Origin of the sequence: Saccharibacter floricola DSM 15669 (assembly GCF_000378165.1) — a bacterium.
GTDB lineage: Bacteria > Pseudomonadota > Alphaproteobacteria > Acetobacterales > Acetobacteraceae > Saccharibacter > Saccharibacter floricola.
Genome location: NZ_KB899335.1, coordinates 162,325 through 187,981, shown reverse-complemented (window position 1 = coordinate 187,981; position 25,657 = coordinate 162,325). Strand labels below are relative to the sequence as shown.

The 25,657-nt window shown below is 52.3% G+C and carries 22 protein-coding genes, 1 tRNA gene and 1 pseudogene; 11 read left to right on the top strand and 13 right to left on the bottom strand.

Annotated features, from left to right (window positions below):
• Positions 1-5 precede the first annotated feature (5 nt).
• Both rfbC and rfbD read left to right on the top strand, forming a co-directional pair.
• Positions 6-569 (top strand): dTDP-4-dehydrorhamnose 3,5-epimerase, encoded by a 564-nt coding sequence (gene rfbC / locus F457_RS0104175; RefSeq protein ID WP_018979882.1) that lies wholly within the window; start codon positions 6-8, stop codon positions 567-569.
• A 5-nt stretch (positions 570-574) separates the two neighbouring features.
• Positions 575-1,465 carry a dTDP-4-dehydrorhamnose reductase gene (rfbD, locus tag F457_RS0104170; RefSeq protein ID WP_018979881.1) on the top strand — a complete coding sequence of 297 codons (891 nt, stop codon included), beginning with the start codon at positions 575-577 and terminating at the stop codon, positions 1,463-1,465.
• Positions 1,466-1,612: 147 nt separating this feature from the next.
• On the opposite strand, the gene F457_RS0104160 is transcribed toward rfbD, so the two are convergent.
• The 5 genes from F457_RS0104160 to F457_RS0104140 all read right to left on the bottom strand — a co-directional run bounded on the left by F457_RS0104160 (position 1,613) and on the right by F457_RS0104140 (position 4,867).
• On the bottom strand, positions 1,613-2,437 hold the full coding sequence (locus F457_RS0104160) for a metal ABC transporter permease (RefSeq protein ID WP_018979879.1): 825 nt from the start codon (positions 2,435-2,437) through the stop codon (positions 1,613-1,615).
• Entirely contained in the window at positions 2,430-3,089 is a 660-nt protein-coding gene (locus tag F457_RS0104155) for a metal ABC transporter ATP-binding protein (RefSeq protein ID WP_018979878.1), read from the bottom strand. The genes F457_RS0104160 and F457_RS0104155 overlap by 8 nt, the downstream gene beginning before the upstream one ends.
• On the bottom strand, positions 3,086-3,973 hold the full coding sequence (locus F457_RS0104150) for a metal ABC transporter solute-binding protein, Zn/Mn family (protein WP_018979877.1): 888 nt from the start codon (positions 3,971-3,973) through the stop codon (positions 3,086-3,088). Before F457_RS0104150 ends, F457_RS0104155 begins: the two co-directional genes overlap by 4 nt.
• Before the next feature lie 130 nt (positions 3,974-4,103).
• A tRNA-Ala gene (locus F457_RS0104145) sits at positions 4,104-4,179 on the bottom strand.
• Positions 4,180-4,249: 70 nt separating this feature from the next.
• On the bottom strand, positions 4,250-4,867 hold the full coding sequence (locus tag F457_RS0104140; protein ID WP_018979876.1) for a Maf family protein: 618 nt from the start codon (positions 4,865-4,867) through the stop codon (positions 4,250-4,252).
• A gap of 323 nt (positions 4,868-5,190) precedes the next feature.
• Here F457_RS0104140 and hemE point away from each other — a divergent pair, with 323 nt between their 5' ends.
• From hemE to hemJ, 3 genes are read left to right on the top strand one after another with little or no spacing between them, the layout of a single operon-like run.
• Complete coding sequence (gene hemE, locus F457_RS0104130) at positions 5,191-6,255, top strand: uroporphyrinogen decarboxylase (protein WP_026294175.1); 1,065 nt, start codon at positions 5,191-5,193, stop codon at positions 6,253-6,255.
• A complete protein-coding gene (locus F457_RS0104125; protein WP_018979873.1) occupies positions 6,252-6,944 on the top strand; it encodes an HAD family hydrolase in 693 nt (230 codons plus the stop codon). Before hemE ends, F457_RS0104125 begins: the two co-directional genes overlap by 4 nt.
• A gap of 28 nt (positions 6,945-6,972) precedes the next feature.
• A complete protein-coding gene (gene hemJ / locus F457_RS0104120) occupies positions 6,973-7,419 on the top strand; it encodes a protoporphyrinogen oxidase HemJ (protein ID WP_018979872.1) in 447 nt (148 codons plus the stop codon).
• 17 nt (positions 7,420-7,436) lie between these two features.
• On the opposite strand, the gene F457_RS0104115 is transcribed toward hemJ, so the two are convergent.
• Positions 7,437-8,012, bottom strand: coding sequence for a DedA family protein (locus F457_RS0104115; protein WP_026294174.1), 576 nt, complete (start codon positions 8,010-8,012; stop codon positions 7,437-7,439).
• Positions 8,013-8,242: 230 nt separating this feature from the next.
• Here F457_RS0104115 and F457_RS0104110 point away from each other — a divergent pair, with 230 nt between their 5' ends.
• Positions 8,243-10,165: a S9 family peptidase gene (locus F457_RS0104110; protein WP_018979870.1), complete on the top strand. Its 1,923-nt coding sequence runs from the start codon at positions 8,243-8,245 to the stop codon at positions 10,163-10,165.
• Here the strand turns inward: F457_RS0104110 and F457_RS0104105 are convergent.
• Both F457_RS0104105 and F457_RS0104100 read right to left on the bottom strand, forming a co-directional pair.
• Positions 10,162-11,547, bottom strand: a complete 1,386-nt coding sequence (locus tag F457_RS0104105; protein WP_018979869.1) for an MATE family efflux transporter — start codon at positions 11,545-11,547, stop codon at positions 10,162-10,164. The genes F457_RS0104110 and F457_RS0104105 overlap by 4 nt on opposite strands.
• An 83-nt stretch (positions 11,548-11,630) precedes the next feature.
• Positions 11,631-11,852 (bottom strand): heavy-metal-associated domain-containing protein, encoded by a 222-nt coding sequence (locus tag F457_RS0104100; protein WP_018979868.1) that lies wholly within the window; start codon positions 11,850-11,852, stop codon positions 11,631-11,633.
• 96 nt (positions 11,853-11,948) lie between these two features.
• Between F457_RS0104100 and F457_RS0104090 the strand changes: the two genes are divergently transcribed.
• From F457_RS0104090 to F457_RS0104080, 3 genes are read left to right on the top strand one after another with little or no spacing between them, the layout of a single operon-like run.
• Complete coding sequence (locus tag F457_RS0104090) at positions 11,949-12,329, top strand: hypothetical protein (protein ID WP_018979866.1); 381 nt, start codon at positions 11,949-11,951, stop codon at positions 12,327-12,329.
• A 51-nt stretch (positions 12,330-12,380) separates the two neighbouring features.
• A complete protein-coding gene (locus tag F457_RS0104085) occupies positions 12,381-14,096 on the top strand; it encodes a copper resistance system multicopper oxidase (protein WP_018979865.1) in 1,716 nt (571 codons plus the stop codon).
• A complete protein-coding gene (locus tag F457_RS0104080) occupies positions 14,096-15,013 on the top strand; it encodes a copper resistance protein B (protein WP_018979864.1) in 918 nt (305 codons plus the stop codon). The genes F457_RS0104085 and F457_RS0104080 overlap by 1 nt, the downstream gene beginning before the upstream one ends.
• Here F457_RS0104080 and F457_RS0104075 read toward each other — a convergent pair.
• Positions 14,997-16,145, bottom strand: a complete 1,149-nt coding sequence (locus tag F457_RS0104075) for a Na+/H+ antiporter NhaA (RefSeq protein ID WP_018979863.1) — start codon at positions 16,143-16,145, stop codon at positions 14,997-14,999. The two genes, F457_RS0104080 and F457_RS0104075, sit on opposite strands and share 17 nt — an antisense overlap.
• Before the next feature lie 68 nt (positions 16,146-16,213).
• Here F457_RS0104075 and F457_RS12140 point away from each other — a divergent pair, with 68 nt between their 5' ends.
• Positions 16,214-17,014 (top strand): SDR family NAD(P)-dependent oxidoreductase, encoded by an 801-nt coding sequence (locus tag F457_RS12140; protein ID WP_018979862.1) that lies wholly within the window; start codon positions 16,214-16,216, stop codon positions 17,012-17,014.
• 142 nt (positions 17,015-17,156) lie between these two features.
• Positions 17,157-19,025, top strand: a complete 1,869-nt coding sequence (gene htpG / locus F457_RS0104065) for a molecular chaperone HtpG (protein ID WP_018979861.1) — start codon at positions 17,157-17,159, stop codon at positions 19,023-19,025.
• Positions 19,026-19,857: 832 nt separating this feature from the next.
• Here the strand turns inward: htpG and F457_RS14355 are convergent.
• From F457_RS14355 to F457_RS13230, 4 genes and pseudogenes are all read right to left on the bottom strand, one after another.
• Positions 19,858-20,475: pseudogene (locus F457_RS14355) on the bottom strand (IS5 family transposase).
• Between the two features lie 17 nt (positions 20,476-20,492).
• Complete coding sequence (locus F457_RS0104050) at positions 20,493-23,891, bottom strand: AAA family ATPase (protein ID WP_018979858.1); 3,399 nt, start codon at positions 23,889-23,891, stop codon at positions 20,493-20,495.
• On the bottom strand, positions 23,891-25,132 hold the full coding sequence (locus tag F457_RS0104045; protein WP_018979857.1) for a metallophosphoesterase family protein: 1,242 nt from the start codon (positions 25,130-25,132) through the stop codon (positions 23,891-23,893). Before F457_RS0104045 ends, F457_RS0104050 begins: the two co-directional genes overlap by 1 nt.
• A gap of 9 nt (positions 25,133-25,141) precedes the next feature.
• The gene (locus F457_RS13230) at positions 25,142-25,630 is read right to left on the bottom strand and encodes a DUF892 family protein (RefSeq protein ID WP_018979856.1); all 489 of its coding nucleotides are present in this window, start codon (positions 25,628-25,630) and stop codon (positions 25,142-25,144) included.
• Positions 25,631-25,657: the final 27 nt, after the last annotated feature.

Sequence of the window (25,657 nt, the reverse complement as noted above, 5' to 3'; positions counted from 1 at the left end):
TCATTATGGATGTTACCCCTCTTTCTCTTCCAGATGTCTTATTGATTACACCACGACGTTTTGAAGATAATCGTGGTTTCTTCTCCGAAACGTATAATCAAAATACCCTTAAAGAGATTGGTATTACGGTACCTTTTGTTCAGGACAATCAGAGCCTATCGCGTCAAAAAGGCGTCGTGCGTGGCCTGCATTGCCAGCTTGAGCCTTACGCACAAGGGAAGCTTATCCGGGCAACGCGAGGGGCTATTTGGGATGTCGCTGTGGATGCACGGACGGGTTCCCCAACCTATGGGAAATGGGCCGGTGCGGAGCTTTCTGCTGAAAACTGGTCTCAGCTTTGGGTGCCGCCGGGCTTCCTGCATGGCTTTGTGACGTTAGAAGAAAATACAGAAGTGCAGTACAAGTGCACGTCGTTCTACAATAAAGACTCTGAGCGTAGCGTTAAGTGGGACTGCGCTGAGATCGGCATTGAATGGCCGATCTCAGCTGATGAGGCGGTTCTATCAGAAAAAGACCTCGCCTCTCCGTCCTTCTCTGCCGCTCAAGGGTGGTTTTCCTATAAAGGGTGAGTGTCATGACCGTTTCTTCCCCTCTTCTGGTGGTCGGTAAACACGGCCAGCTTGCGACATCGCTGCGTCATTTTGGCGGAGAGGCTGTTACCTGCGTTGGGCGGCCTGAGGTTGATCTAGACCATCCGGAAAAATTTGCGGCCCTACTTGATCGTCTCAAGCCTTCCTTTGTGGTGAATGCAGCGGCGTGGACGGCTGTGGATGCCGCAGAAGATGAGGAAGACGCGGCAGATCGTGCCAACCATACGGGGCCGGCTCGTTTGGCGGAGGAATGTGCACGTCGTGATATTCCTTTCCTTCATGTGTCAACGGACTATGTGTTCAATGGCAAAAAGGGGCAGCCTTACACAGAGGAAGACCCTATCTGCCCAGAAAGTGCCTACGGTCGGACGAAAGCGGCTGGTGAACAGGCCATTTTAGCGACCGAGGGGAAAAATATCATCCTGCGGACTGCTTGGGTTTATTCCCCCTATGGGAAGAATTTTGTGAAGACGATGCTGGCGCTGGGCACAAAGCACCCTGAGCTTCGCGTTGTCGGAGACCAACAAGGCAATCCGACCAGTTCGGACGATCTCGCCCAAGCGATTTTGGCCATTGTTGGCGTTGTCAAACGCACTGGGTGGAAGCCTTCTTATGGAGGGATCTTCCATGCGACAGGCGGAGGGGACGCTGCCACATGGTTTGAGTTGGCACGGGCGACACTTGAATGTGCTGAAGCGTATGGCCAGAAAATGCCCAAGATGACCGCTATCGGCACGAAGGATTGGCCAACCCCCGCCCCTCGTCCCGCCGATTCACGGCTCGACAACAGCAAATTGGCACGCATATTTGGTGTGACATTGCCAGATTGGCGGGCAACATTGGCCCAGACGGTCAAGCAGCTAAAGCAGCATTAAGGCGATGAATCTTCGTTTTTGGAAGCGGCCGAAAAAAGACCCAAGCGCCGTGCCAGTTGTAGACATGAAGTTTTTGATTATTCTTCATGTCTTGATGCTCAGCTTTATTGCCTTTATCCATTGGAAGGTATCAACCATGCATGACTTCTAAAGAAGTCTGCGTGTTTGGCGTAAGTGCTGGATAATACTGGCGCTGATATAAAGCGCTACAGCTCCGATCCCGATCCAGAAAGCCACTGGGGCATCCGTATACCAAGAGAGGATAAGCCCACCCCATGAGAGGCAGAGGGCGCTGACGAGAGAAAAAAGCAGGCCCTTTGTAGGGGAGAGCTCAAGGCGCAGGGCGGCGGATGCCGGGCCGATCATTAAACTAAAAGAGAGTAACGCGCCCGCGACTTCTGAGCATGCTGCAGCAGCAAAAGCAGCGAGCATCATAAAAAGCCGCGACAGCACAGTGATGGGAACACCGCGTGCTTGAGCGAGGTCAGGCGCAATGCTGCTAAAGAGCAGAGGGCGGCCAATGATTCCGAGCACGCCTATACAGAAGATGAGAATAGCCCCTAGAGAGAAAAGAGTGTGGGTGCTTAAACCGAGCACGTCGCCAAAGAGTAATGTAGAGGCCTGATTAGAGGCGCTATTTGCCATATGGAGGCACCAGACGCCAATCCCTAAGCTGGCGGCCAAAACAAGTCCTGTCATGCTTTCGCGACGAATAGGCGCGAAGGTGCCTCCCTCTCCTTTGCTTTCTTGGGCCATAAACAGCCCAGCGATGAGGCTGGAGCCCATCATCCCCCATAAAGGGGCGATCCCTAGCCAGATAGCAGCGGCCGCTCCGCTGAAGCCAATATGAGGCAGAGCATGGGCAGCGAATGCTTGCCGGCGGAGTAACATAAACCAGCCGATGGGGCCCGCAAGAAGGGAGACGAGCAAACAGCCGACAAAGGCATGTTGCATAAAGGGGAAGTCAAACATGAAGCTGCCCCTCTTCAAGCCAAATTTCGTGAGCGGGGCATGAAAAATCATCTGCTTCAAGCGCGCTATGCGCCGTCATGAGCAAGGCAATATCGTAACGGTTATAGAGCTCAGAGAAGAGGATTCTATTGGCGTCACGAGCTTGTGGGTCAAGGGCTGCGAGTGGCTCATCAAGAATGAGCAGACGTGGCTGATGGGCTAAGGCTTGAGCCAGAGCGACCCGTTGCCGCTCTCCACCTGAGAGGACGCCTAATGGGCGGTCGGCTAGATGGACCGCTCCTGTGATGGTCAAGAGACGTAAGGCTTCGCGGCGTGGTGCACGCGACCATGAAAGCCCCCAGCTTTGTCCGGCAATGCACGCGATGACATGGCTGATGACGGGCAACATCGGGGCCTGTTGTCCGGCTTTTTGAGGCATATAGCCAATACAATGTCGGGCTTGCTTGGGAGGTTTATGGTCAAGCAAGAGGGTGCCAGCCTGGAGAGGGGTAAGCCCAAGAATGGCACGGAGAAAGCTCGTTTTTCCTACGCCATTAGCCCCACGTAAAATGGTAATTCCGTTTAGAGGGAGGTCAAAATCAGCATCATTGAGAACGGTACACGGCCCCACCTGAAGTAAAAGCTTACGGCCAAAGAGACATGGTGTGGTCATGGTGTGGACTGTGATAAGGCGCGATCAATGGGGGTAAGGATCGTGTTCATCCATTCAGCCCATGATAAGCCGGAAGGAAGCGTTTCGCCCAGACGTAAAACCGGCACAGAATGCGTTTGCGCTAGAGAAACCAGCCTGTCTATTTGCGGTGAGGAAACCGTTGGATTGACGAGCAAAAACCGCACTGTTTTTTTGGTGATCGCATCCTCAAGTGCGGCGGTTTCGCGTGGAGAGACACCAGAATCGTTCATGATGGCGTGCGCCCAGCTTTGGTCAATGACGTGCAGTCCAGCACGGTGGAGGAGACGCTCTCCTGCGGGCTCTGTTACAGCGATGGCTTGGCCGTGAAAGCGGGCGTTAAGAGACGCTAAATGCTGTGTTATCGCGTCATAATGGCGCTGGAATGTGTTTAACCGTGCCTCAATGGCGGCCTTATGGTCAGGCTCTTGTGAGATCAGCCAGTGAGCAAAATGCTCTCCAAAGTGATAAACTGTGTCTGGGTCGAAGAAGAGATGCGGGTCATCACCTTCTTTCCAAGAAGGCGCATAATCCGTTGCGACCATACGCAGCATTGTGTTTTCTGAAAGAGGAAGCGCCCAATCATCATAGGTTGCGCCATTGATCAATACAGCGTCCGCTTGCGCAAGCTGACGGGCCATAGAGGGTGTGGGGTGCAGATGGTGAGGGTCTAAATCTTGGCTGGTAATGAGGGCTTGTGTGGTGACACTCTCCCCGCCAATGTCTTGGGCAATACGGCACCAAACGCTTTCAACACAGACAATATGACGCGGAGCTGCGTGAGCGACTGAAGAGAAGAAGCTCATGAAGGCCCATACGCTCAGTGCGAAAATGGTCTGTAAGCCGCCATGGCGCAAACAACGCATGCAAACCCCTTCAGTTCCGTTCATAGGTCAATGTTATATGATAACATTGATCGACGCTGAAAAGCTACTGCTTCAAGAAAGGAAGCGGTGAGAAAAGAATTTTCTGGAGGGTACTTTCCCTAAAAGGAAATGGTGGAGCCAATCGGGATCGAACCGACGACCTCCTGAATGCCATTCAGGCGCTCTCCCAACTGAGCTATGGCCCCACAATAGCGTGATCAAAATCGCGCCTGTGAGGCTTCTATATCGAGTCTGCACAATGCTGGCAAGAGCAAATTATGTTTTTAGCCCGCCATGGCAGCGTAAGGCTTCAAGAAGTGGGAGGAGCGGAAGCCCAAGGATCGCGTCATAGGTTCCTTTATATTCCTCAAACAGCTGTATCCCGATCCCTTCAAGGCGGTAACCTCCGACACAATAAAGGATTTCTTCACCATCAAGGGCTAGGTACTGGTCAAGGAAGCGATCAGAAAAGTTCCGCATGGTGAGGTGCGGAGAGCTGACATGCTCCCATAAGCAGCGGTCTCCTTGCCATAAAACAACCGCACTATGGAGGCTATGGGTGCGCCCTCGTAGCTGTTGAAGCTGTTGTTTGGCATGGTGGCGTGAGGAGGGCTTGGAAAAAATCGTGCCGTGGCAGTCAAGAATTTGGTCGGCAGCGATAATAAGTGCTTGAGGGGGGAAATCGTGCGCTGCTTTTTCTGCTTTAGCCCGAGCGAGTGATAGAGCCGTTTGTGCTGGGGAAAGCGCATTTTTTTCAGCTTCTTGGCGGAGGAAGGCTTCATCCACATCAACAGAGCGTGATGTCGCGTTAATCCCTGCTTGGCGTAAAAGTGTGCGCCGAATAGAAGACCCGCTGGCGAGAATGAGCGGAAATTGGGTTGGAAAGTAGGACATGGTGCGCTTTTCTTTTAGAAGAGAAACAGAGCTGTCATGATTGACGAGACTTGCAGAAAAAATAGGCCTGTACTGTTAGGAGGAGGTCTGGGCTATGGTGCATGATCGGAGATGTTGAACAAGAGCGATGTAAGAGTTTGTGTATAAAAGTCTGTGGAAAAAATGGGAAAACTCTTTAATTCCTTGGAGAATCAAGCGGTGTAGCGCTTTTTGTGCTGTGGGTAAGTTGTGGTTTGTCATAAAAAAGAGCTTTGCCGCAAAGCGCACAAACTCTGTTTCTATCATCATCGTGTCGTTGTCTTTATAGATATTAAGTAGGTTGTATGACATTGGAAAACACGTCTTCCCCATCCGTTAAAACGGGTCAAAAACCCCTCCTGCGGGCTTTGCGTGGTGAGGCTGTATGGCCCCCGCCAATGTGGCTGATGCGTCAGGCGGGGCGTTTCCTTCCCGAATTTCGCGCCATGCGTGAGAAAGCAGACTTTCTAACGCGTTGCATGACGCCTGATATCGCTGTGGAATTAACGTTGCAGCCTATTCGTCGGTATCAGATGGATGGGGCGATCTTGTTCTCCGATATTTTGATCCTCCCGTGGGCGTTGGGGCAGTCTCTGCGTTTTGAAGAAGGGCGCGGGCCGATTTTAACACCTATTCGGACGAAAGAAGACCTCGACGCCTTGGATGAAAATCGCGTGCTGGAGGCTACAGCTCCTGTGCGTGAAGCGCTGCGTCGTTTGACGACTGAGCTCCCTGAGCACACGACGCTTTTGGGCTTTGCTGGAAGTCCTTTTACGGTGTCGTGCTACATGGTGGAAGGTGGCGGATCGCGCGACTTCATGCATACGCGTCAGCTGATGCAAAAAGACCCTGCTTTGTATGATCGCTTGATAGAGCTGCTGGTGACCAATACAGCGAAAATGCTGTGCGGTCAGATCGAAGCGGGTGCGGAAGCGGTCATGCTCTTTGATTCATGGAGTGGGCTGCTGCCTCCTGAAGAATTCCGCCGCTATGTCATTGAGCCGACACGCCGGATTGTGGAAGAAATCCATCGGCATCACCCAGATACTCCTGTGATTGGCTTCCCGCGTTTGGGCGGTGTGATGGTCGCAGAATATGCTGAGAAAACAGGGGTGCAGACATTGGCGCTGGATACGAGTGCCGACATGACCAAAGTAGCGGGCATGGTGCCCGATACCCTCCCCTTACAAGGCAACCTTGATCCCATGACGGTGCTCAATGGTGGCGATAAGTTGGTCAAAGAAGCCCGACGTATTCGTGACAGTATGAAGGGGCGGCCTCATGTGTTTAATTTAGGACATGGTGTGATGAAGCAAACACCGCCTGAGCATGTAGCGCTCCTTGTGGAAACGATCCGGGATGTTTCATGAGCATGACAGAGCTAAGGAATAACCTGAAACTGGTTGTCTTTGATTGCGATGGTGTGTTGATCGACAGTGAACGTCCCTCTTGCCACGCAACCGCACGTTTTGCCCGCTCGCAGGGGTTGGAGATATCCGATCAAGAAGCGCTGGAACGCTTTGCGGGCAAGGCATTACCTCAAGTCACGCAGGAGCTTGAAAGCTTATTAGGCCACCCTCTTCCACCCAATACAGCGGATATTCTTCGCCAAGGCTTGGTTGATTTGATGGAAAAAGGGGCAGAGCCTGTTGAGGGGGCGATGGCGCTGCTTAAAGTTCTAACAGCGCAGCATGTGCCGATGCGGGTTGGCTCAAACTCCTCAGAGGCGGAAATGGAAGCAAAGTTCCGTCGCACGGGGATGGATCGGTATTTCACACCTGATCGTATTCATTCCGCGACAGACCGTAACCACCCAAAACCTGATCCAGACGTTTACCTCTATGCTGCCCAGCAAGAAGGGGTGACGCCGGCGGAAACGGTGGTGATTGAGGATAGTGACACGGGAGCTGATGCGGCGCGTCGGGCTGGCATGTCATGTATTTTATTACGTGATGACGGGCTGCCTCTGCCTCCTTATTGGCCGGTGGCGGGCTTTGTGCGTGTGCGCCATCTACGTGAGGTCTTTCCACTTTTGCAGGATAAGCTAACCCTGCTCTGAACTTGTAACCGATAAGGGTGATCACGCTATGACCATGTTTCTTATGATGCATTTAAGTTGGATTATCGCGTTGCATGTCATGGCGGTGATCGCGTGGATGGCGGGGATTTTCTATCTTCCTCGTCTCTTTGTGTACCATACTCAAGTGCAGCACGGTACAACGGAGAGTGATCGCTTTACGCTGATGGAGCGACGCTTGCTTAAGCAGATCATGGCGCCGGCCATGGTCGTGACCTTTCTGACAGGGAGCGCGATGGCCTCCTTGCCAGGTGTGGTTGATTGGCACGCGGGCTGGTGGTGGGCCAAGCTTGTGAGCGTTATTGGGATGTTTGCTTTTCACGGAACGTGCGCGCGTTGGTGGCGTGGTTTTTCACAGGGGCGCAATGCCCATAGTGAGCGTTATTATCGTGTAGCCAATGAGGTTCCCACGATCTTAATGATGATCATTGTGGTGATGATTATTGTACGCCCTTAAGTGAGGAGGCGCCCCGTTTATTGGGGCGCCTGTTCACCACGTCCCTCGTCCCGTTTGGCTTTTTCAACAAGCGTATGTTCGTGACGATGGAGGAAGAAGAGACCGCTCAGCATACTCACGATGAGCAGGCCGCCAATGATTGGGCCGATAGGGCCAGAAAAATGGGTCATTTGGTCGCCAATCGTATAGGCGACGAACACATAGCCCGCCCCCCAAATGATCCCGCCAAGAGCATTGTAAAACATAAAATGCTTCCAAGGCATGCGCGTCGCCCCGGCAAGGAGTGCGATAAAAATGCGCAAAATAGCGAGGAAGCGACCAAACAAAATGCCTAATCCACCAAAACGGCGGAAAAGGTAACGGCCCAGCAGCAAGCGGTCTTCGTTAATGCCGACTTTACTGCCATGACGCTCCAGCAGGCGGTAGCCAAAATAATGACCGATAAGATAGCCGAGATTATCGCCTAGAATAGCCCCGATGATGGCTGCACTCATAATCCCTTCCATGGAAAGATGATGGGTGCGTGCGGCATAAACGGAGAGCAAAATCAGCAAGCTTTCAGCAGGAAGAGGAATGCCCGTGCTTTCAAACATGATGATGAGCCCGAGGACAATATAGGCGTGCATCGGTGGGAGATGAGCGAGTACGTCAAAAAGAGTATGCCCAAGTGAGTTGAAGAAATGTCCAATAAGATCAAAAAAATGCGACAGGGTCCGTACTCCTGCAAGAAAACGTGACTGCTATGACCGTGCCAGAACAGACAGTGTAGCCGGCTCATGCTACTGTAAGAGAGGCGCTGATCATAGAGAAAAGGCTCATTTTCATGTCCTCATCACAGTCATTATCAGATCGTACCTCTTGGGTCAGTCCTGCCCTCATGGTGCAAAAAAACCGTGCCCTCTCAGAAGTGCGCGCACAGAAAGGGTGGGTTTTTTGGCTAGAGCGTCGACCAGACGAGGCAGGGCGAAGTGTGGTGGTGGGGCGTGCGCCTGATGGGCACTGCCAAGATCTGACACCGCAAGGCAGTGATGTTGGCACTTCTGTGCATGTCTATGGTGGTGGTGCATGGGACGTGCGGGTGACAGCGCATGGCGTGGAGGTTGTTTATAGTGACCGGCGCCAGGGAGGGGTTTGGTTAAGCCGTCACGGGCAGCCGTCGATTGCATGGTGTGCAGCAACCCATAGTGACGGGCATGTATGCCATTATGCCGATCTTTGCTTTGCTCCATCAGAGATGATGGTGTTTTGTGTGCGAGAAACCCATCATGAGGGGCAAGAAACCGCTCAGATTGTATCGATTACTGAGCAAGGAGATGAGCATGTTTGGGCAGAGGGAGCGGACTTTTACGCAGCCCCACGTCCATCACCTAATGGGCGGTTTTTGGCATGGATGATGTGGGACAATCCCCATATGCCTTGGACGGAAACACGCCTTGCCGTTACCGCTCTGACACGCAGTGCCTCCCCCATAGTTCTTGAAGGAGAGGCCGAACCTTGCAGCGTTATGGAACCTTTCTGGGATGGCACGCGTCTTTACGCGCTTTCTGATCGCACGGTTGAGGGGCAAGAGCGGCTCTGGACACCGATTGCTTTTGACGAGGCACAAGGACGATGGGAGCCTGCGTTGCTTCCGCCAGCTGGCGGGGAAATTGGCCTTCCTGCGTGGGTCTTTGGGCAGCGTTCGTGCGTGCCGCTTGAAGGGGGCGGGTTGTTGGCTCGTGGTCTGTATCATGGTGTGGCAAAGCTTTTGCGCTATGAGCCTGAGAGTGGTTGGCACGTTTTGGCTTTTGAGGGAACGCCGGAGAATGTGCCTTTTCCGTTAGAAGATGGCAGCGGACGCGTGGCGTGGTTGGATGCCCCGGCTGATCAACCCCCCGCTGTAGCGCTGGGCGGCTTTGAAGGGCCGACTGATCGCTTCCGCCTAGCATGGCAGGTGCCAGAGGGCGTGACGAAAGAGGATATTGCCACACCAGAAACCTTGCAGATTGATGTGGACGATGACGGCCCAAGCCCCCTTTATGCGTTGTTCTATCCCCCAGCTCACGGAGCGCACTGTCTTCCAGCGGAGGAGACGCCGCCTTTGGTGGTGATCGTTCATGGGGGGCCAACAGGGCAAGCGCGGACGGATTTGTCCTTTAAAGTGCAATGGTGGACATCACGTGGCTTTGCGGTGCTGGATGTTAATTACCGTGGTTCCACAGGATTTGGCCGTGCGTATCGAGAGGCGCTGGATGGGCAATGGGGCGTGCGGGATGTGTGTGATTGCTGTGCGGCGGTGCGTTATTTGATCGCGCAGGGGCGTGTTGACCCGGCCCGCTGTGTGATCCGTGGCAGTAGTGCTGGCGGGCTGACCGTGCTGTCTGCTTTGGCACAGTCGGATCTGTTTGTCGCAGGAACGTCGCTTTATGGCGTGACGGACTTACGTGGGTTGGTGGCTGATACGCACCGTTTTGAAGCGCGTTATACAGACCGGCTGATTGCCCCATGGCCTGAAGGGGAAGCCGTGTATCGTGCGCGCTCTCCCCTAAGCTGGCCGGAAAAGATTACAGCGCCCGTTTTGTTCCTCCATGGAGGGGCGGATCAGGTCGTTCCTTTGTCACAGGCCGAAGCGCTGGTAGCACAGCTTGCGGGTGAGCAGCAGCTCCATATTTACCCGCATGAAGGGCATGGTTTCCGAGCGCCAGATGTCATTGTTGATTCATTGCAGCGTGAGCTGGCCTTTTATCAGCAGGTTTTTGAGGGTTAAGAGCTGTATTTCTTCTCAAGATTACCGATGACAGACAAAGCAGCGACCATGGCGAGAGAGCCAAACACCACCACCCCCAAGGCTTGCCCAATCATCACGCCTTGGGGGCCATAATGAGCCCCGATGGCAACAAAAGGAATGGTGCCCAAGGTGGCGCGCCCCCAGTTAAAGCCGGTGGAATAGAGCGGATGGCCGAGATTGTTAAAGGCGGTGTTGCTGACAAAAAGCAGGCCAATAAACATATAGCTTGCGACCACCCAGCAGCAGAACAGCTTAACGAGCGCAATGCCGGCCCCTTGCACATGGAATGCTTGGAGAATGATGTTATGTCCCGCGGCAAAGATGGCCCATGCAAGGGCGACACAGAGAGCTGTTAGTTTAAGGGCGGCAAGGAAGGTCTCTCGCACGCGTGCTGGCTGTCGAGCGCCGAGATTTTGCGCCATAATAGGGCCGACTGAACCGGTAAGGGCAAAAACAAAAGCAAAAGCGACGGGCACCATACGGTCTACCACGGCTTGGCCGGAAACCGCTTCGAGGCCAAAGCGTGACATAGAGCGTGTGACAAAGAGATTGCCGATGGGTGTGGCCATATTGGTGGCGATGGCTGGGAGGGCAATTTTGCCAATGTCCTGGCAGGAAATGGGGATCATGCGGCGGCGTGGCCATTCCAGCATATTATAGCCACGCAGGTTGAGAAAACCGCTGAGCGAAATCATGCAGCGCGATAAAACGGTGCTAATGGCCGCCCCTTCAAGGCCCATATGCAGGCCGAAAATAAGGAGCGGGTCGAGAATAGCGGTGCAGATCGCCCCCGTTAACGTGACACGCATGGCGCGTTTGGCATCGCCTACCGCACGAAGGAGTGAGGAAAGGGCCATGCCTAAGCAAATGAGTGGAAGCGCCGGTGAGACGATGTGCAGGAAAGAGGTGCCGTGCTCCAAAGCGCCACCATGGGCCCCAAGGAGGGCTAAAAGCGGGTGAGCAAAAAAGGCGGTTGTGCAGCCGAGAAGCAGGGTGACACCAACCATCACCACTAAAAAAGCAGACGCCTGTCGTCGGGCTCGATGGGAGCGGCAGGCGCCAATCAGTCGCCCTGTGCTGGCCCCTAAACCGATCGACATCCCGAGTGAGACCGCACTTTGAACAAAGCTCAGTGATGTTGCAAAGGCGATGGCGGCCGTCAGTGTCGGGTCATGAAGATGTGAGATATAAAGGAAGTTAAGCAGATCGACGAGGAAGACCGCCATCAACCCGATTGCCCCCGTTCCGGCCATGACGACGACATGGCGCATGATATTACCCTGCACGAAACGTGCACGAGTGGGGGCGCATGGCCCTTTAGGGCCGATATTGGCAGAAAAAGGGTGAGGGCGGTTCGCCATGATAGTAGAATGTGCCTTCTGAAAGAGACGAGAACCTTTTCTTCCCTGCTTAGGTTAAGCCTTTGCGTGAGGGAGGAGTTTATTTACGATTCACTGACAGTGCCTTCAAAGCCAGCATCATCGACAAGAGAGCATAGCGCTTCAGGCGTTGTTTCTGCGGAGTTATAGGTGACGGTAGCTTGGGAAGGCTCCCGGGTGACGGTGACGCTCTCTACGGCTGGATTGGTCATAAAAGCCGTGGTGAGGGAGCTAACGCACCCATCGCAGGTCAGGCCCTGAAGGGCGATGCGAACTGTTTTGGTCATGATAAAATATCTCCTTGCGCGAAAAGATCACTTGCCAAAGGGAGTGGGTCTTTCTTATGTGATTCTATCAGCACCTTTACCATAAGGACACTCATCGTGGTCAGAAAGCTGACATATTTGGCCCTGACAATGCTGGCCCTGCTGTCATTACAGGTGGGACCGGTCACGATGGCGCATGCCTCTATGCCGTCTAACATGGTTTCGTCGATGCATTCTATGCATCATTCTATGGGGCCAGAGCATAGAGAGGCGGGTCTGTCGGCTACGATGCAGGCTGAAGCTGGCCAAAATCATGCCATGAACGGCAAATGTTGCGTGACCCATAATGGGGCGTGTGACTTAATGTTGCTATCTGACCATAAGGCGCTTTTTACGTCGAGCGATGGTAAGCGTGCTCGTTTATATGAGGCCTTCCACCATCAGCCTGCGGCCTATGTGCCCGCTCTATTAAGGCCGCCGATCTCTTTTCTTGCGTGATTCGTCTTAACGCCCTGTTTTGGGCAAGCGTTCAGCAAGGAAAAGAAGCGTATGTCTTCGTTCGCTCTGTCTCGCCGTCACATGTTGGCGGGTTTGGGGGCAGTTGGTTTCGTGCCTTCTGCTCTCGCTCATACAGTCTCTTCGTCAGAGGCGATTTTTGAGCTTCATATTACGCGTCGTTCGGCTCAATTTGGAGCGGTAACGGGGCCTATCTATTGCATCAATGGTAGCTTCCCTGGCCCGACATTGCGTTGGAAGGAGGGCCAAGAGGTCACCATCCATGTCGTTAATCATTTAGACGAACCCACCTCCCTGCATTGGCATGGCATCCGCCTCCCTGCAGACCAAGACGGTGTGCCGGGGCTGAGCTTTGCGGGTATTCCTGCTGGGGGGCGCTTTACCTATCATTTCCCTGTCCAACAAAGTGGCACCTATTGGTATCACAGCCATTCTGGCGGGCAGGAGCCTAATGGTCTGTCAGGGGCTCTCATTATTGAACCAGCTGGCGAAGACCCGCTACCGCCGTCTGAGCGTGATTATGTCATTTTCCTCAGTGATTGGAGTGACGTTCCTCCAGCGGATATTATCAGCAACCTCAAAATGCAGAGTGATTATTATACGTTTCGTCAGCGGAGTGTGCAGAGCTTACCGCATGAGAGCCGTGTTGAAGGGGGCTTGGGACATGCGTTTGGAGACCGCTTACGCTGGTCTCAGATGCGGATGGCCGCGACAGATATTTCAGATGTGAGTGGGGTTGTTTACCAGTATTTGCTCAACGGTAAGCGTCATCAAGAGCGCTGGGAAGGGCTGTTTCACCCCGGTGAGCGAGTGAAGCTGCGTGTGATTAATGGCTCGGCCATGACCTTGTTTGATGTGCGCGTTTCCGGCCTTGAGATGGTCGTGGTGGAAGCGGACGGGAATCCTATTGAGCCCGTGACGGTGGATGAGTTTCGGATTGGTAATGGGGAAACTTATACGGTGTTGGTCCGCCCTAAAGAGGACAAAGCCTATACCGTCTTTGCTCAAAGTGAAGACCGCACCGGTTTTGCAGCGGGTACCCTTGCCCCTCGACCTTCACTGCAAGGCCCCATCCCTGCGATGGACCCCCGGCCTGTGCGCGGTATGGCTGATATGGGAATGGGCTCTATGGGGGCTATGCCCGCTAAAGGAAAAATGGCCGGCATGATGATGGGGATGGATGGGATGGAACGTCCCTCCTCTACCCTCCCTGCTGGTGAGGCTGAGGAAATTGATGACCCCGGCCTTCCGCCATTAAATGTGGAAAATCAAAACATCGCACAGCACCCGCTGGATCGAACCATGAGTCCCGGTGATGGTTTGGAGAAAACGGGCCGGCGCGTATTGTCCTACAGTCAGCTGCGTGCACGCAGACCGTCGCCTGATCCACGCCCTCCATCGCGAGAACTTATCCTTCATCTTACTGGGAATATGGAGCGTTATATTTGGGGCTTTAATGGGCGCAAATTCTCAGAATCAGGCCCGATCCGTTTAAGGCGGAATGAGCGCGTACGCTTTACGATTATCAATGATACGATGATGGAACACCCCTTGCATTTGCACGGTCTGTGGGGGGAGCTTGAAAATGGCCAAGGAGAGTATCGCCCCTTCAAACATACGATTATCACCCAGCCGGGCTCCATCACGCGGTCGCTCATTACGGCGGATGCCCCGGGGCGCTGGGCCTACCATTGTCATCTGATGTATCACATGGATACAGGCATGTTTCGCATTGTGGAGGTGGTGTGATGACCCAGCTCCTGAAAATGCTCCCCCTCCTCACGATCCTCATGGGAACAGCGGCTCAGGCTGAAGAGCCAATGGGAGATATGGGCTCAATGGAAGGGATGGATATGGGCGATATGTCTCCAAAGCCATCTCCTAAACCTGCGTCAAAACGTCCTAAGTCGGAGAAGACAGTACCGGGCTCTGTTCATGCGCGCAAAAAACACCCAGCGCGTGTTGTCCGTAAGGCCGTGGATGCGCCAATGGCGGCTCCGATGGTGACACTGGGTGGTGTTATGCCCGTGATGGATCAAGCGCGGTGGTTCCACGGTATTCTTAACGAGTTTGAAGGCCGGTATCAGGCTGGAGGCAAGAGTTCTCTTCGGTGGGATGGAGACCTCTGGTATGGTTCGGATTATAACCGGCTGTGGGTTAAGAGCGAAGGCACGATGACCAAGGGGAAGGTGCATGATGGAAGTCATGAACTTCTCTATAGCCGGGCTATTTCATCGTACTTTAATCTCCAAACGGGTGTTCGGCTTGATATTGATTCAGGGCCAACCCGTCCGTGGGGCACTCTCGCGATTGAAGGGCTTGCGCTCTATCAATTTGATGTTCGTTTGGCAGGCTTTGTTAGTGGGCGCGGTGTCGCGGCTCGGTTGGAAGGGTCCTACGATATTCTCTTGACGAACCGGCTAATTTTACAACCTCAGGTCGAACTGAATGCCTATAGCCAGTCTGACCGGCGGCGTGGAGTTGGGTCAGGACTGTCGGATATCGATACGGGACTGCGTTTACGTTACGAAATTTGGCGTAAAGTCGCACCTTACGTGGCGGTTACATATGACAGCCCGCTTTATAAAGCGCGGCGTATTGCCCGACAGCAAGGTGAAGGGGCGGCCCAAGCGCGCTTTACCTTTGGGATCAGGAGCTGGTTTTAGCGTTAGGAGGGAAAGCGTTGCGGAGGACGATCCAGCCTGTGAGTGCGGAAAGGCAGGAGCCGACCAGCACGCCGCAACGTCCTTCCATCAAGGCGGTTGGGTTATGATAGGCTAAAGATGTGATTAAGAGGCTCATGGTAAAGCCAATGCCGCAGACCATGCTCAGCCCGATAAGTGCGCGCCCTCGCAAGGTGGGGAGGGCGGCTTTGTTGCGTGTGGCAAGCCAGACAGCCCCGCTAATCCCTAATGGTTTGCCCAGCCAAAGCCCAAGAGCGGCCCCCAGAAACGGCGCGGAGAGTAGAACAGAGGCGGTGCAGAGGCGGAGGTCAATTCCTGTACTGCTCAGCGCAAAGAGAGGGAGGACAACAAGCCCAACAGGCACCGCAAGCATGTGAGCAAGGCGGAGCCCTGTTGTGGGAGGGCAGCACAGGCCAAAGACAACGCCAGCGAGAGTGGGCTCCACACCAGCATGAAAGAGGGTGAACCAGAGGAAGAGTGTGAGGGGAAGAGAAAGCCAAAGAGCACTTTTCCCGCACCAGCTCAGCGTGAGAAGGCCCAGAAACGGGGCTGAACTGAGGCCGAGCCATAGCAGATGAGGCATATGCCCATAAAAGAGCGCGAGGATGAGGATCGCGCCAAGGTCATCAAAAATGGCGAGCGCCATAATAAAGGCTCGCAAAGAGGCGGGAAGCCCCGGGATAAGAGCGAGAATGGGCACGGTAAAAGCGGCGTCCGTCGCGGTGGGTACAGCCCAGCCGCTAAGGAGTGGCCTAGGAGAAATAAGAGAGCCACATAGAAACGCTATCAAAGCGGGGGCCAGCATGCCGCCTAAGGCCCCGATAAGGGGGAGAGTCGCTTCGCGCCGCCGGCTTAATGGCCCTCCGGGGCGCATATCTTGGCGGATATCTAACGCGAGCGCGGCAAAAAAGAGCGTCATGACGCCTTGGCTGATCCATCCTTCAAGCGAAAGCGGGAAGGATGTGATGGGAACGGCCGTTAAAGACACGTGATAGAATGTGCTGAGCGGTGAAGAAGCACAGAAAATACCAGCGAGAGCGCTGATGATAAGAAGACTTCCTGTGAGAGCTGGACGCGTTAAAGTTTTATAAAGTCGGCAGGGAAGGACTGACATAGACGGAGCTGATCACTTACATAGAAATGAGGCTATAATGACGCGCCATCATAAGAAAGGATAGAGTCATGACACACCCGAAGAAAGTTCTTGTCACAGGCGGCACGTCTGGCATTGGCTTGGCGATTGCACAGCGCTTTGCCCGAGACGGGCATGATCTCGTCTTGATTGGGAGCAACCCAACGCGTGATTATGGTTCCGCTGTGCGAGAGGTTCGTGCTGCGGCAGAAGAGGTCGGGTGTCAGCCTAATGTCATGGCGCATGGCGTCGATATTACAGACTTTGCGGCTGTCAAAAAATTGATGGCTCATATTCATGATGAAGTGGGCACGTTTGATGTGCTCGTCCATAGCGCGGGTGTCTTTTTTGATACCCCGATTACCGACGAAAACCCTGATGCGTTCGTGCGGATGATGAATGTTAATGTCAATGGCATGTGGCATATCGTCCAAGCAGCGCTGCCTTATATGCGTCGGAAAATGGGGCAGGTCAGTGGCGGTAAAATCGTCGCCATTTCGTCTATTTCCGGTTTTTATGGCTTTGCCAATTACTCTGGCTATAGTGCGAGTAAAGCTGCGGTGACATCTCTAACACGTTCCTTAGCGTTGGAGCTGGGGCCTCTGGGGATCAACATCAATGCAGTGGAGCCGGGCCGCGTCAAAACATCCATGCATGATGCGTTACTCAGTGACCCCGCGCAGGAGAATGTTTTGCGCGAGATTGCGGCATCAAACCCCAGTGGACGCGCTTTCACGACGCCTGAAGACATTTCCAATGTGGTGGCCTTTTTAGCCAGTGAAGGAGCTATCGCGATGCATGGGGCTTCGTTGGTGGTGGATGAAGGGACGACGCTGGGCATTGTCTCGTAAGCTTGCCGTCATTGTCCTGCTATAAGAGTTGAAAATAGGACAAGAATTCCCATATATTAAGCGCTTTCTAGGACAATAATGCACAGATGAGGTTGCCTAACATTGGGACCTCGCTCGTGCGATTAAAGGAACACATAACGCGATGAGCGATACACAGAACACGATGGAACAGCATCAATTTAGCGCTGAAGTTGGACAGCTTCTCGACTTAGTGGTGCATTCTCTTTACTCAGATCGTGAAATCTTCTTGCGTGAGTTAGTCGCTAATGCGGCTGATGCGATGGATAAAAGACGCTTTGAAGCGCAGACGGAATCAGCTGTTGCGCTTCCAGAAGGGCCGACCATCCATTTAGTGCCGAATAAAGAGGCTAAGACTCTCACCATCTCAGATGATGGTCTGGGGATGACGCGTGAGGAATTGGTTCAAAATCTTGGCACCATTGCGCGCTCTGGTACCAAAGCCTTCGGTGAAAAGCTGAGTGCTGCGAAGCCGGAAGACCGCCCAAGCTTGATTGGTCAGTTCGGTGTCGGGTTCTACTCAGCCTTTATGGTGGCGGATCGTGTCGATGTGGTGTCTCGCAAGGCTGGCACTAATGACGCTTTTTCATGGCAGTCTGAAGGTAAAGGGGCGTATGCGTTAGGAGAGGCGCAGCGTGACCAGGCTGGGACGGATATTGTTTTGCATATGAAAGAGGATGCGGAAGAGTTCCTCGACCCAATGCGTGTGCAGAGCATTATCCGCAAATGGGCTGACCATATTTCATGGCCGGTTGTTCTGCACGAAACAAAAGAAGACGGCACCAGCGAAGATAAAACCGTCAATGAGGGGACAGCTCTTTGGCGCCGTCCGAAGTCTGAGATCACACCGGAACAATATACGGAATTTTACCGTCATGTTGCGCGTGCTTTTGATGAGCCTTACGCGACCTTGCATTGGCATGCGGAAGGGATGACAGAGTTCACGTCTCTGCTTTACCTTCCCGGGGCACGCCCGATGGACTTCATGGAGCAGAGCAGCCGTGAGAGCCGTATTCACCTGCATGTGAAGCGGATGTTCATCACAGATGAGGCGAACTTGGTGCCGAACTGGCTGCGCTTCGTCCAAGGTGTGGTGGATACAGAAGATCTGCCGCTAAATGTGTCCCGTGAGATGCTGCAGGCGACACCTGTCTTGGCGCGTATTCGCAAAGCGGTAACCCGTCGTGTGCTCAATGAAATCAAGAACCGTGCGAAAGAGGCGGATCAGGCATTCACAACCTTCTGGGATAATTTCGGTCTCGTTATTAAAGAAGGTCTGTGGGAAGATTCTGAGTATCGTCAGGAAATTGCAGGGTTTGCGCGTTTCCACTCCACCCATAGTGATGAGCTCACCACGCTGGATGATTATATCAGCCGCATGAAGCCAGAGCAGGATGCGGTCTATTATCTGGTGGGTGAGAGCCTAGACGCGCTGAAAGCTTCAGCTCAACTGGAAGGCTTCCGGGCACGCGGGCTGGAAGTGTTGCTGCTTTCTGATGCAGTGGATAGCTTCTGGCCAGAACGTCTCTATTCTTACCAAGACAAGACGTTCCGCTCTGTTGCGCAGGCGCATGGAGACCTTGAGAAGTTCGCTCCAGAAGGGGAGCTTCAGGGTGAGCCAGCTGAGATGGATAAGCTGGTTCCTGCGTTGAAGGATGCGTTGGGTGAGGCGGTTAAAGACGTGCGCAGCACGGTTCGTCTGACAGGTAGTGCCGTGGTAATGACCTCAGAAGGCGGGCCAGATTTGGCGATGCAACGCCTGATGCGTCGTTCCGGGCAAACTATGCCACCTATGCCGCCTGTGTTGGAGTTAAACCCGCGCCATCCGCTTATTCGTGCGTTGGCTGATCGTGTCGCGAAGGGTGAAAGCGTGACAGAACATGCACGTATTTTGCTCGACCTTGCCCGCGTTCAGGAAGGGGAATCCTTACCAGACCCAAGCGGTTTTGCTCGCAGCCTTGCCTCTTTGCTGGCTGGAAAAGTGGAAAGCTAAAGAGCGCTTAGCTTCTAGAGCATGATGGATGACGAAAGGGAGAGGGCCTGCGGGCCTTCTCCCTTTTTTGTTTCTACAGTGGCAGGATATGTTTGAGCTAGTTTCGGTGTCTGACAGTATGTGAGATGGGTGTGATGATGTTGTTTTCATCTTTCGACGGTTAAGGCGTTGTCATAGATCGGTGCGTAAATAAGCTATTCTTCTGATGATGAGTTGTTGTTGGTGCTGTGGTAATGGGCTGACATAGCGGTGTTTCCCCATATATGTAGAATAGTCTGACAAAACATTTTCAGGTTATGTTGAGAGTGTTTTATGAAGAACAGTAAATGCATGGTGCCATGACGACTACAGAATGAGCGATGATTTCCGGTCTTTTGTTACCTGAAGGTGGTCTTGCCCAGCACAAGATAATCGTTTGTTTCTGAATGGAATGTTTTATGTTTTGCGTGTTGGATGGTCATGGCGCGAGATGTATGAACGCTACGGTTAATGGAACTCAGTGTATGTACAGTTTCACCAATGGGCAAAGCACGGCATTAGGGATGCTTTTTGGGAAATGCTGGTTGAACTCAGTCTGGTCGATGACTGGCAGCACATGACCGAGAGCATGGTCGCTCGGGAGTTATAAGTCAGGCAGTTGGCGCAAAAGAGGACATATAAGGAAGGCTTTGGTTGAAGCCGCGTGGTTGTACGAGAAAAATCCATGCCCGCGCCGATGGTCTAAGAGGCCCTCTTGGTCTTACCCTGACAGGGGGGAACATACCTTATTATTTCGGGGTTGATGTCCTTATAGAGCTCTCTGTCTTAACACCGTGCCGACTTCTAGGCTCTGTTAGGATTTGAGATAATCAATTGAGGCGGCGATGTAGAGGACGGATATGAAAGATGAAGCTGTTTTATCATAGCGTGTTGCCACCGCTCTCCATTCCTTGAGCCTTGCCCAGAGATTTTCCACTAAATGTCTGTTTCTGTACGCCCACTGTGGGCAGTAGAAAGGGAATTGTCGTCGTTTGGGAGGAATGACAGGGATGCACGTATGTTGTTGACGTATTTTTCTGAATTTATATGAGGCATATCCTCTGCTACACAGCAGATAGGTTGGGAACTGGGCAATTGATCAAGAAGGTTACGGGCCTGCGGCACCTCATGAGCTTGGCCAGGAGAAAGGGTAAAAGCCAAAGCGTTCCCGTGCCCATCCGATGCTACGCAAATTTTTGATCCGAAACCACCGCGTGAGCGACCAAGGCTCTGACACGTTCCTGATCGCTCTCTGTTCCCCCTTTTTTCGCGGCCCCGGCTTCTTTATGATGGGCACGTATAATCGTTCCATCAAAACAAGCCATTTCATGCCATTCTGATGACGCCAGAAAATGGCTGAAATAGTCCGTCTCGGATAATGTGGAGCTTTCTTGCCTTTCTTACTCTCTCTGCTGTCAAGTTGAGGGTACACTACCTTATCAACAGAATTTAGCTATGTGCTGAAAGGGCTAGTCGTTGTGCTTTTTCTGGTGGAAGATGGTCTAACGTGGCAAGCTGATGGGTGAAGAAGAAAACTTGCGTGCGCTGTGATAGCTCTGCAAGAAGCTCCATACCGGCTTTTGTGCGTTTGTCATCAAAGGTGATGAAAAGATCGTCAGCAAAGAAGGGAAGGGAAATACCTGCATCTAATTTCTGATGAATGTCAGCAAGGCGGAGGGCAAGATAAAGCTGATCGCATGTGCCTTCACTCATCTGTGGTAGGGGCACAGCTTCTTGTTTATCAGGGCGTAACCCAATGAAGGTGAGTGTGCCTTTATTGTCGCTTTCTAGGGCAAGCTCTGCATATTCGCCTAAGGTAAGGCGTGAGAAACAGGTGCTCGCTAATGACAGGAAGGGGCCGTGAAGCTTCTCTTTTTGTTGGTACAGCATATGCTGTAAGAGCTGATACTGCGCATGAAGAGAGACATACTGTTTTGCTTCTTCTTCAATGCGCGCTTTGAGGTGTTGTAATTCTTCAGCGAGTGCTGAAGCTTCGTCTTTCTTTTCAAGCTGTTCAAGCTCTTGTTGAGCGTGGAAGAGCTGCTTACTGACGATGCTTTTCTCGTTTTCTAGGCGAGTGTTTTCTTTATTGATGAGAGCCTTTTTTTCGTCGAGCTGCTCATAATCAAGGGTGCCAAGTGCTGCAATAATGTCATCAAGGGAGCGCCCTCGCCCGGCATTGAGCAGAGCGCGTTTGGCTGCGTGATAGGAGGTTGCAAGCTGGGCTGTTTCGCTATCACGTTGAGCGGTCTTTAGGAGGTCATCTAGGGTGCTGCCTTCCGGAAGGCGGAGAAGGAAGCGTGAGAGACGATCATCGAGTATCTTGGCGTCCTCTTCCAGCTCAATAAGCGCCTCTTCCCTATCTTTCTTCTGTTTTAAGAGAATGTCCCGCTGTTTATCGTCGCGTTTAGCGGCTTCTAATGTTTTCTCCAGAGCGTCAAGAGAGGCCGCTTGGTGGCGTTCTAAGAGTTGGGTGCGTTGTTGCTGACGCTTGAGACGTTCTGATTCTTTATTTTGTTTCTCTTCAGAAATATATTGGAAGTCTTGTTGTGTTTTAATGAGGTCTTGATACGCAGGAAGAGCATCAGGCGACAGGGTTAAAGGATAGCCACTGCGTTGAGCCGCTTGAGTCCATTCGTCGTGCCATTCTTTGCGTTCGCGCTCAGCATCTGCAAGATTGGCTTTGAGGGTGATAAGGTTTTTTTGTGCACTATGATGCTCTCTTACAGCATGATCATAATGCTTTTGCTCTGAAGAAAGTTCTTCTATATTTCGTTTTGATATAGATATTAACTGTGAAATATCGCACCCTTTATGATGTGGGATAATCGCCTTAAACTGCTCTATGAGCTGCTGGCGTTTGCGAGCAAGCTGTAACATTTTTTCTTGCGTGTCATAGTATGTGTCATAACGTGCCAAAATGGCCGTGCGCTGTTGTCGCCATGTAGAAAATTGATGCGGAGTCAAAATGGGAAGACCCGCCGTATTAAGGCGTTTGTTCCATTTCTCTTGTTCTTCTTGAAGGGCAGACAGAGCTGTTGTTTCTTCTTGCTTGGCATGACGGATATCCAGCGTTAGAAGTTCTTGTTGACGGCGAATATCGCGCAAATGTGCGTCGGTTTGGGCTGAGAGAAAACGCTGATCGGCAAGGTGATCGGTGTGATGAATCAGGTCTTTAAGGCCCTTCCAAGACGATATGAATGTTTCTTTATCGATCTTATTGAAAAAATAATCACGTTTTTGGCGGGCCTCGTTGAGTGTGGCTTCAGAAACCCATTCAGGAGCATGGCTGAATTGCTGATAATGCTGTTCATGACGATCATAGGCGTGTTGTGCTGTCATGGCCCTTTGGACGGCTTCACGCGCTTGCTGTGTATAGGCGTTGAAGATTGAGAGAATGTTCTGACATTCTTCTTCACTTGGTGGCGTGAGACGTTGCAGTTGAGTATCGGCTTCCTCAAACGCTCCTGTCCAAGGAGCTAAGGCTTCAAGGGATGTGATGATGGAGCGTTTTTGTGTCGCAAGTGTGCTCATTAAGGTGTCATGCTCTGTATCAAGTTGAGCATATGGGATGGCGGTATTAAGCCAGTCCTTAAGGGCGTTTAATTGCTCTATATTAGGGGCTTGTGGCAGCTCTTCTGGGGGAGAGGTATAGGCAAGAGTGCGCTGACGTTCTTTAAGACGTGCGGTAATCTCAGCATACCTTTCTAATAAATCCGAGAGTGGCTTTAATTGAGCAAGTGTTGGGAAGCTGCTTTCTTCTGAGAGGGAAAGATGAGCGAAAAGATCCGTCCTTTTTTGGTCAAGTTTAGTATAGGTTCTTTCTCTCTCTTGGAACTCTCTTTGATGCTGGGCGTCATTAAGTGCTTCTTGGGAAAGAAGCATGAGGGTCTTTTCATCGTCAAGCAGGGATGGACGTACACCAAGGGTGGCGAGTTCTTTTTTTCTGTTTTCAAGAAGAGCGTTGTTTTTTGCAATCTGCTGATGAGAGCTATGACGAGCATCAAAAAGAGAAATGATTGTTTCTGATTCGTTTTTATCAAAAAAGGATTGTGCTCGTTCATCAACGAGACGCTTTGCTTCTTGATAGCTCGTATGGGGGCCAATAAGTGCCTGGAGATGGGCGTAGTCATTGCCTTGTTCAATGAGAGTGTTATTCTGTAAATGTAATGATTTATAATGCTCATTGTGATGCTGAACGGTCGCTTGTGCTTCCTTGAGTTTTTGCGGAGATGTTGTGGCGTCTCTTAGCGCTTTTTTCGTGTCATGATAATTCTTAATAAGCTCTTTTATGCGGGGATTTCGTCGTTTTTTGTCCCAAGAGTCACTTTTCTCCTTCTCTAGGGAGGCAATAATATCGGAAAGGTTGTCAATATTGCCCAACTCTCTCGCAAGGTTGGTTGTTTCGGCATTTTGACGCTCATGAGCGACTTCTTTTCCGCCCTCAGCAAGGCGCGTATGGTCAAGAGCCCAAGAGAGGAAGAATTCTTCGCGCGTTAATTGGCCATAGGCTTGTATAAGTAATGCTGGGTTGAGAGGCGTTGCGTCATCTTCGTCAAAAAAATCGCCTCTTTTGGTGGCAGGGCGGCGGCGCCATGCTGTTTGTGTATGACCATCATGACTAAAGGTCGCACCAAGGCGAATAAGGCTCGTGCTGTATTTCCAATTTTCGCCTTGCGTATGTTGATGAAACCCGAACAAAAAGTCACGAAATGCGCGTAAGAGCGTAGATTTCCCTGCTTCATTAAGGCCGTAGATAATATGGAAATCATGGGCTCCTGTAGGGAAGGAGAATGTTTTGTGCTCAAAACCGCCGTAATATTTGAGAGAAAAATCATGGAAACGCATTAGAGAGCTCCTCCCTTTAAGCGATAAGTGAGTGCAGAGCGGGCATCGTCGAGAGTGTCTTCGTCGTATGGTGACGGAAGAGCACTTTTAATGTCATCGGGAAGTTGTGCGAGAAAAGCGGCGAATTCCTGATCCTTTTCTTTTGCGTTGACGAGGTCTGCCATAGCCTCTGTAAAACTTTGGTTGAGTGCTTCGTGGTGGAGAGTGGTTTCTGCCCGAGGTTCTGACGTGTTGATGATGATTTTTTCAATGCCGAGAGAGCGTGTGTCTTCTTTGATGAGTTCTGGCAAAGCATGAAATGTGTCTTTCCAGTCCGTTCTGCCACATAGAAAGCCGTGAAGGGATGTTTGTCCGGTGAGGGTGATCCGTACGACAAGAGAACGGTCAGGGTGCGCTGTAAAGACCTCTTTGAGGGCGTGTTGGACGCGCTCTTCAAGCTCGAAAGGGGCGTCTGCACCCGTGAGGTCGACCGTGATAGGGTTCCAGCGAAGCACATCGCAGGCAACGGGACGGACGTCGGTGATCTGTCCATTGTCAACGTCTGCAAGCATGACACCGCACATCCCTGTTTCTTGGATGTGGCGTCCTTGCAGCACGCCGGGATAGACAACCCATGAAGGTGTTTGTTGGACGATCTGAGCGCGATGCACATGGCCAAGTGCCCAATAATCATAGCCCTTGCTGTTGAGCTCATCGAGCGTACAGGGGGCGTAACTGTCATGACCGTCCGAGACGCCTTCTAGGGAGGTATGGAGCACGCCGATGTTCAGGAAACCTTCGTGAGCTGCGGGGTAGTGTAGAGCGAAATCGTCTGGGACGTGACGTTTAGGAAAGCTGCGCCCATGCAGAGCGACATTCCATTTTTCGAGAAGAATGGTTTCTGCCTTTTGGGAGGAGAAATGATGCACGCCTTCGGGCATATGGAATTGTTGCTGAACAATGGAAACAGCGTCATGGTTCCCCGAGAGGGAGAAGACCTCAATCCCTGCTCTGGTTAATTGAGTGAGCATCTTCACCATAAAGAGGCCTGTATGGGAATCTTTCCACGGGCCATCATATAGATCCCCTGCGAGAAGGACGAAGGCGACCTTTTCCGTAATGGCGAGCTCAACGAGATTTTCGAGTGCACGGCGGGTTGCGTGGCGGATCTCGTCTTTGGGCAAGCTGTCATACCGGTCAAGGCCTCGGAGTGGGCTATCAAGATGGATGTCAGCAGCGTGAAGAAAGCGGAAGGACGACATAAGGCTGTGTTAGCTTTCTAGCTCATCAAGAAGGGAAGGGAGGACTTCTTTTAGGTCGCGCGAAGCATTCTTGCTCATTTGTCGGAGCTCAGAAAGGGTCTGTGTTTCGCGGTCAAGGCCCTGTTTTTCTGCTAAGAGGCGTAGCAGTGCGAGGGAGGTGCGCTGGCGTGCAATGGCGCCTGCGAGGTTGAGCACGACACCGAGAAGATGGTGCGGTGTTTGGCCGGGTGGCAAGCAGGAAACCATTGTGTCCAGCATAGAAGAGACGGTGTCATGATCATCACGAGGCTTTTCCCCATGCTGGCGCAACATCCGGTTGATGTGTCGCGCTTGCTGGCGATTTTGCTCCAAAATGGTGGTGATCCATTGCTGCAGCGTTTTAGGAGCCTCGGGTCGGCTGAGGGCTTCGAGGAGATTTTCGCGCAGGCTTTCGGTTAAGAGCGTGTGGGCGTGAAGATGGTCAATATAAGTTTCAGTCAGAGCATGACGGTTAGGCATAAAAGAAAGATCCGAGTGATAGGGATG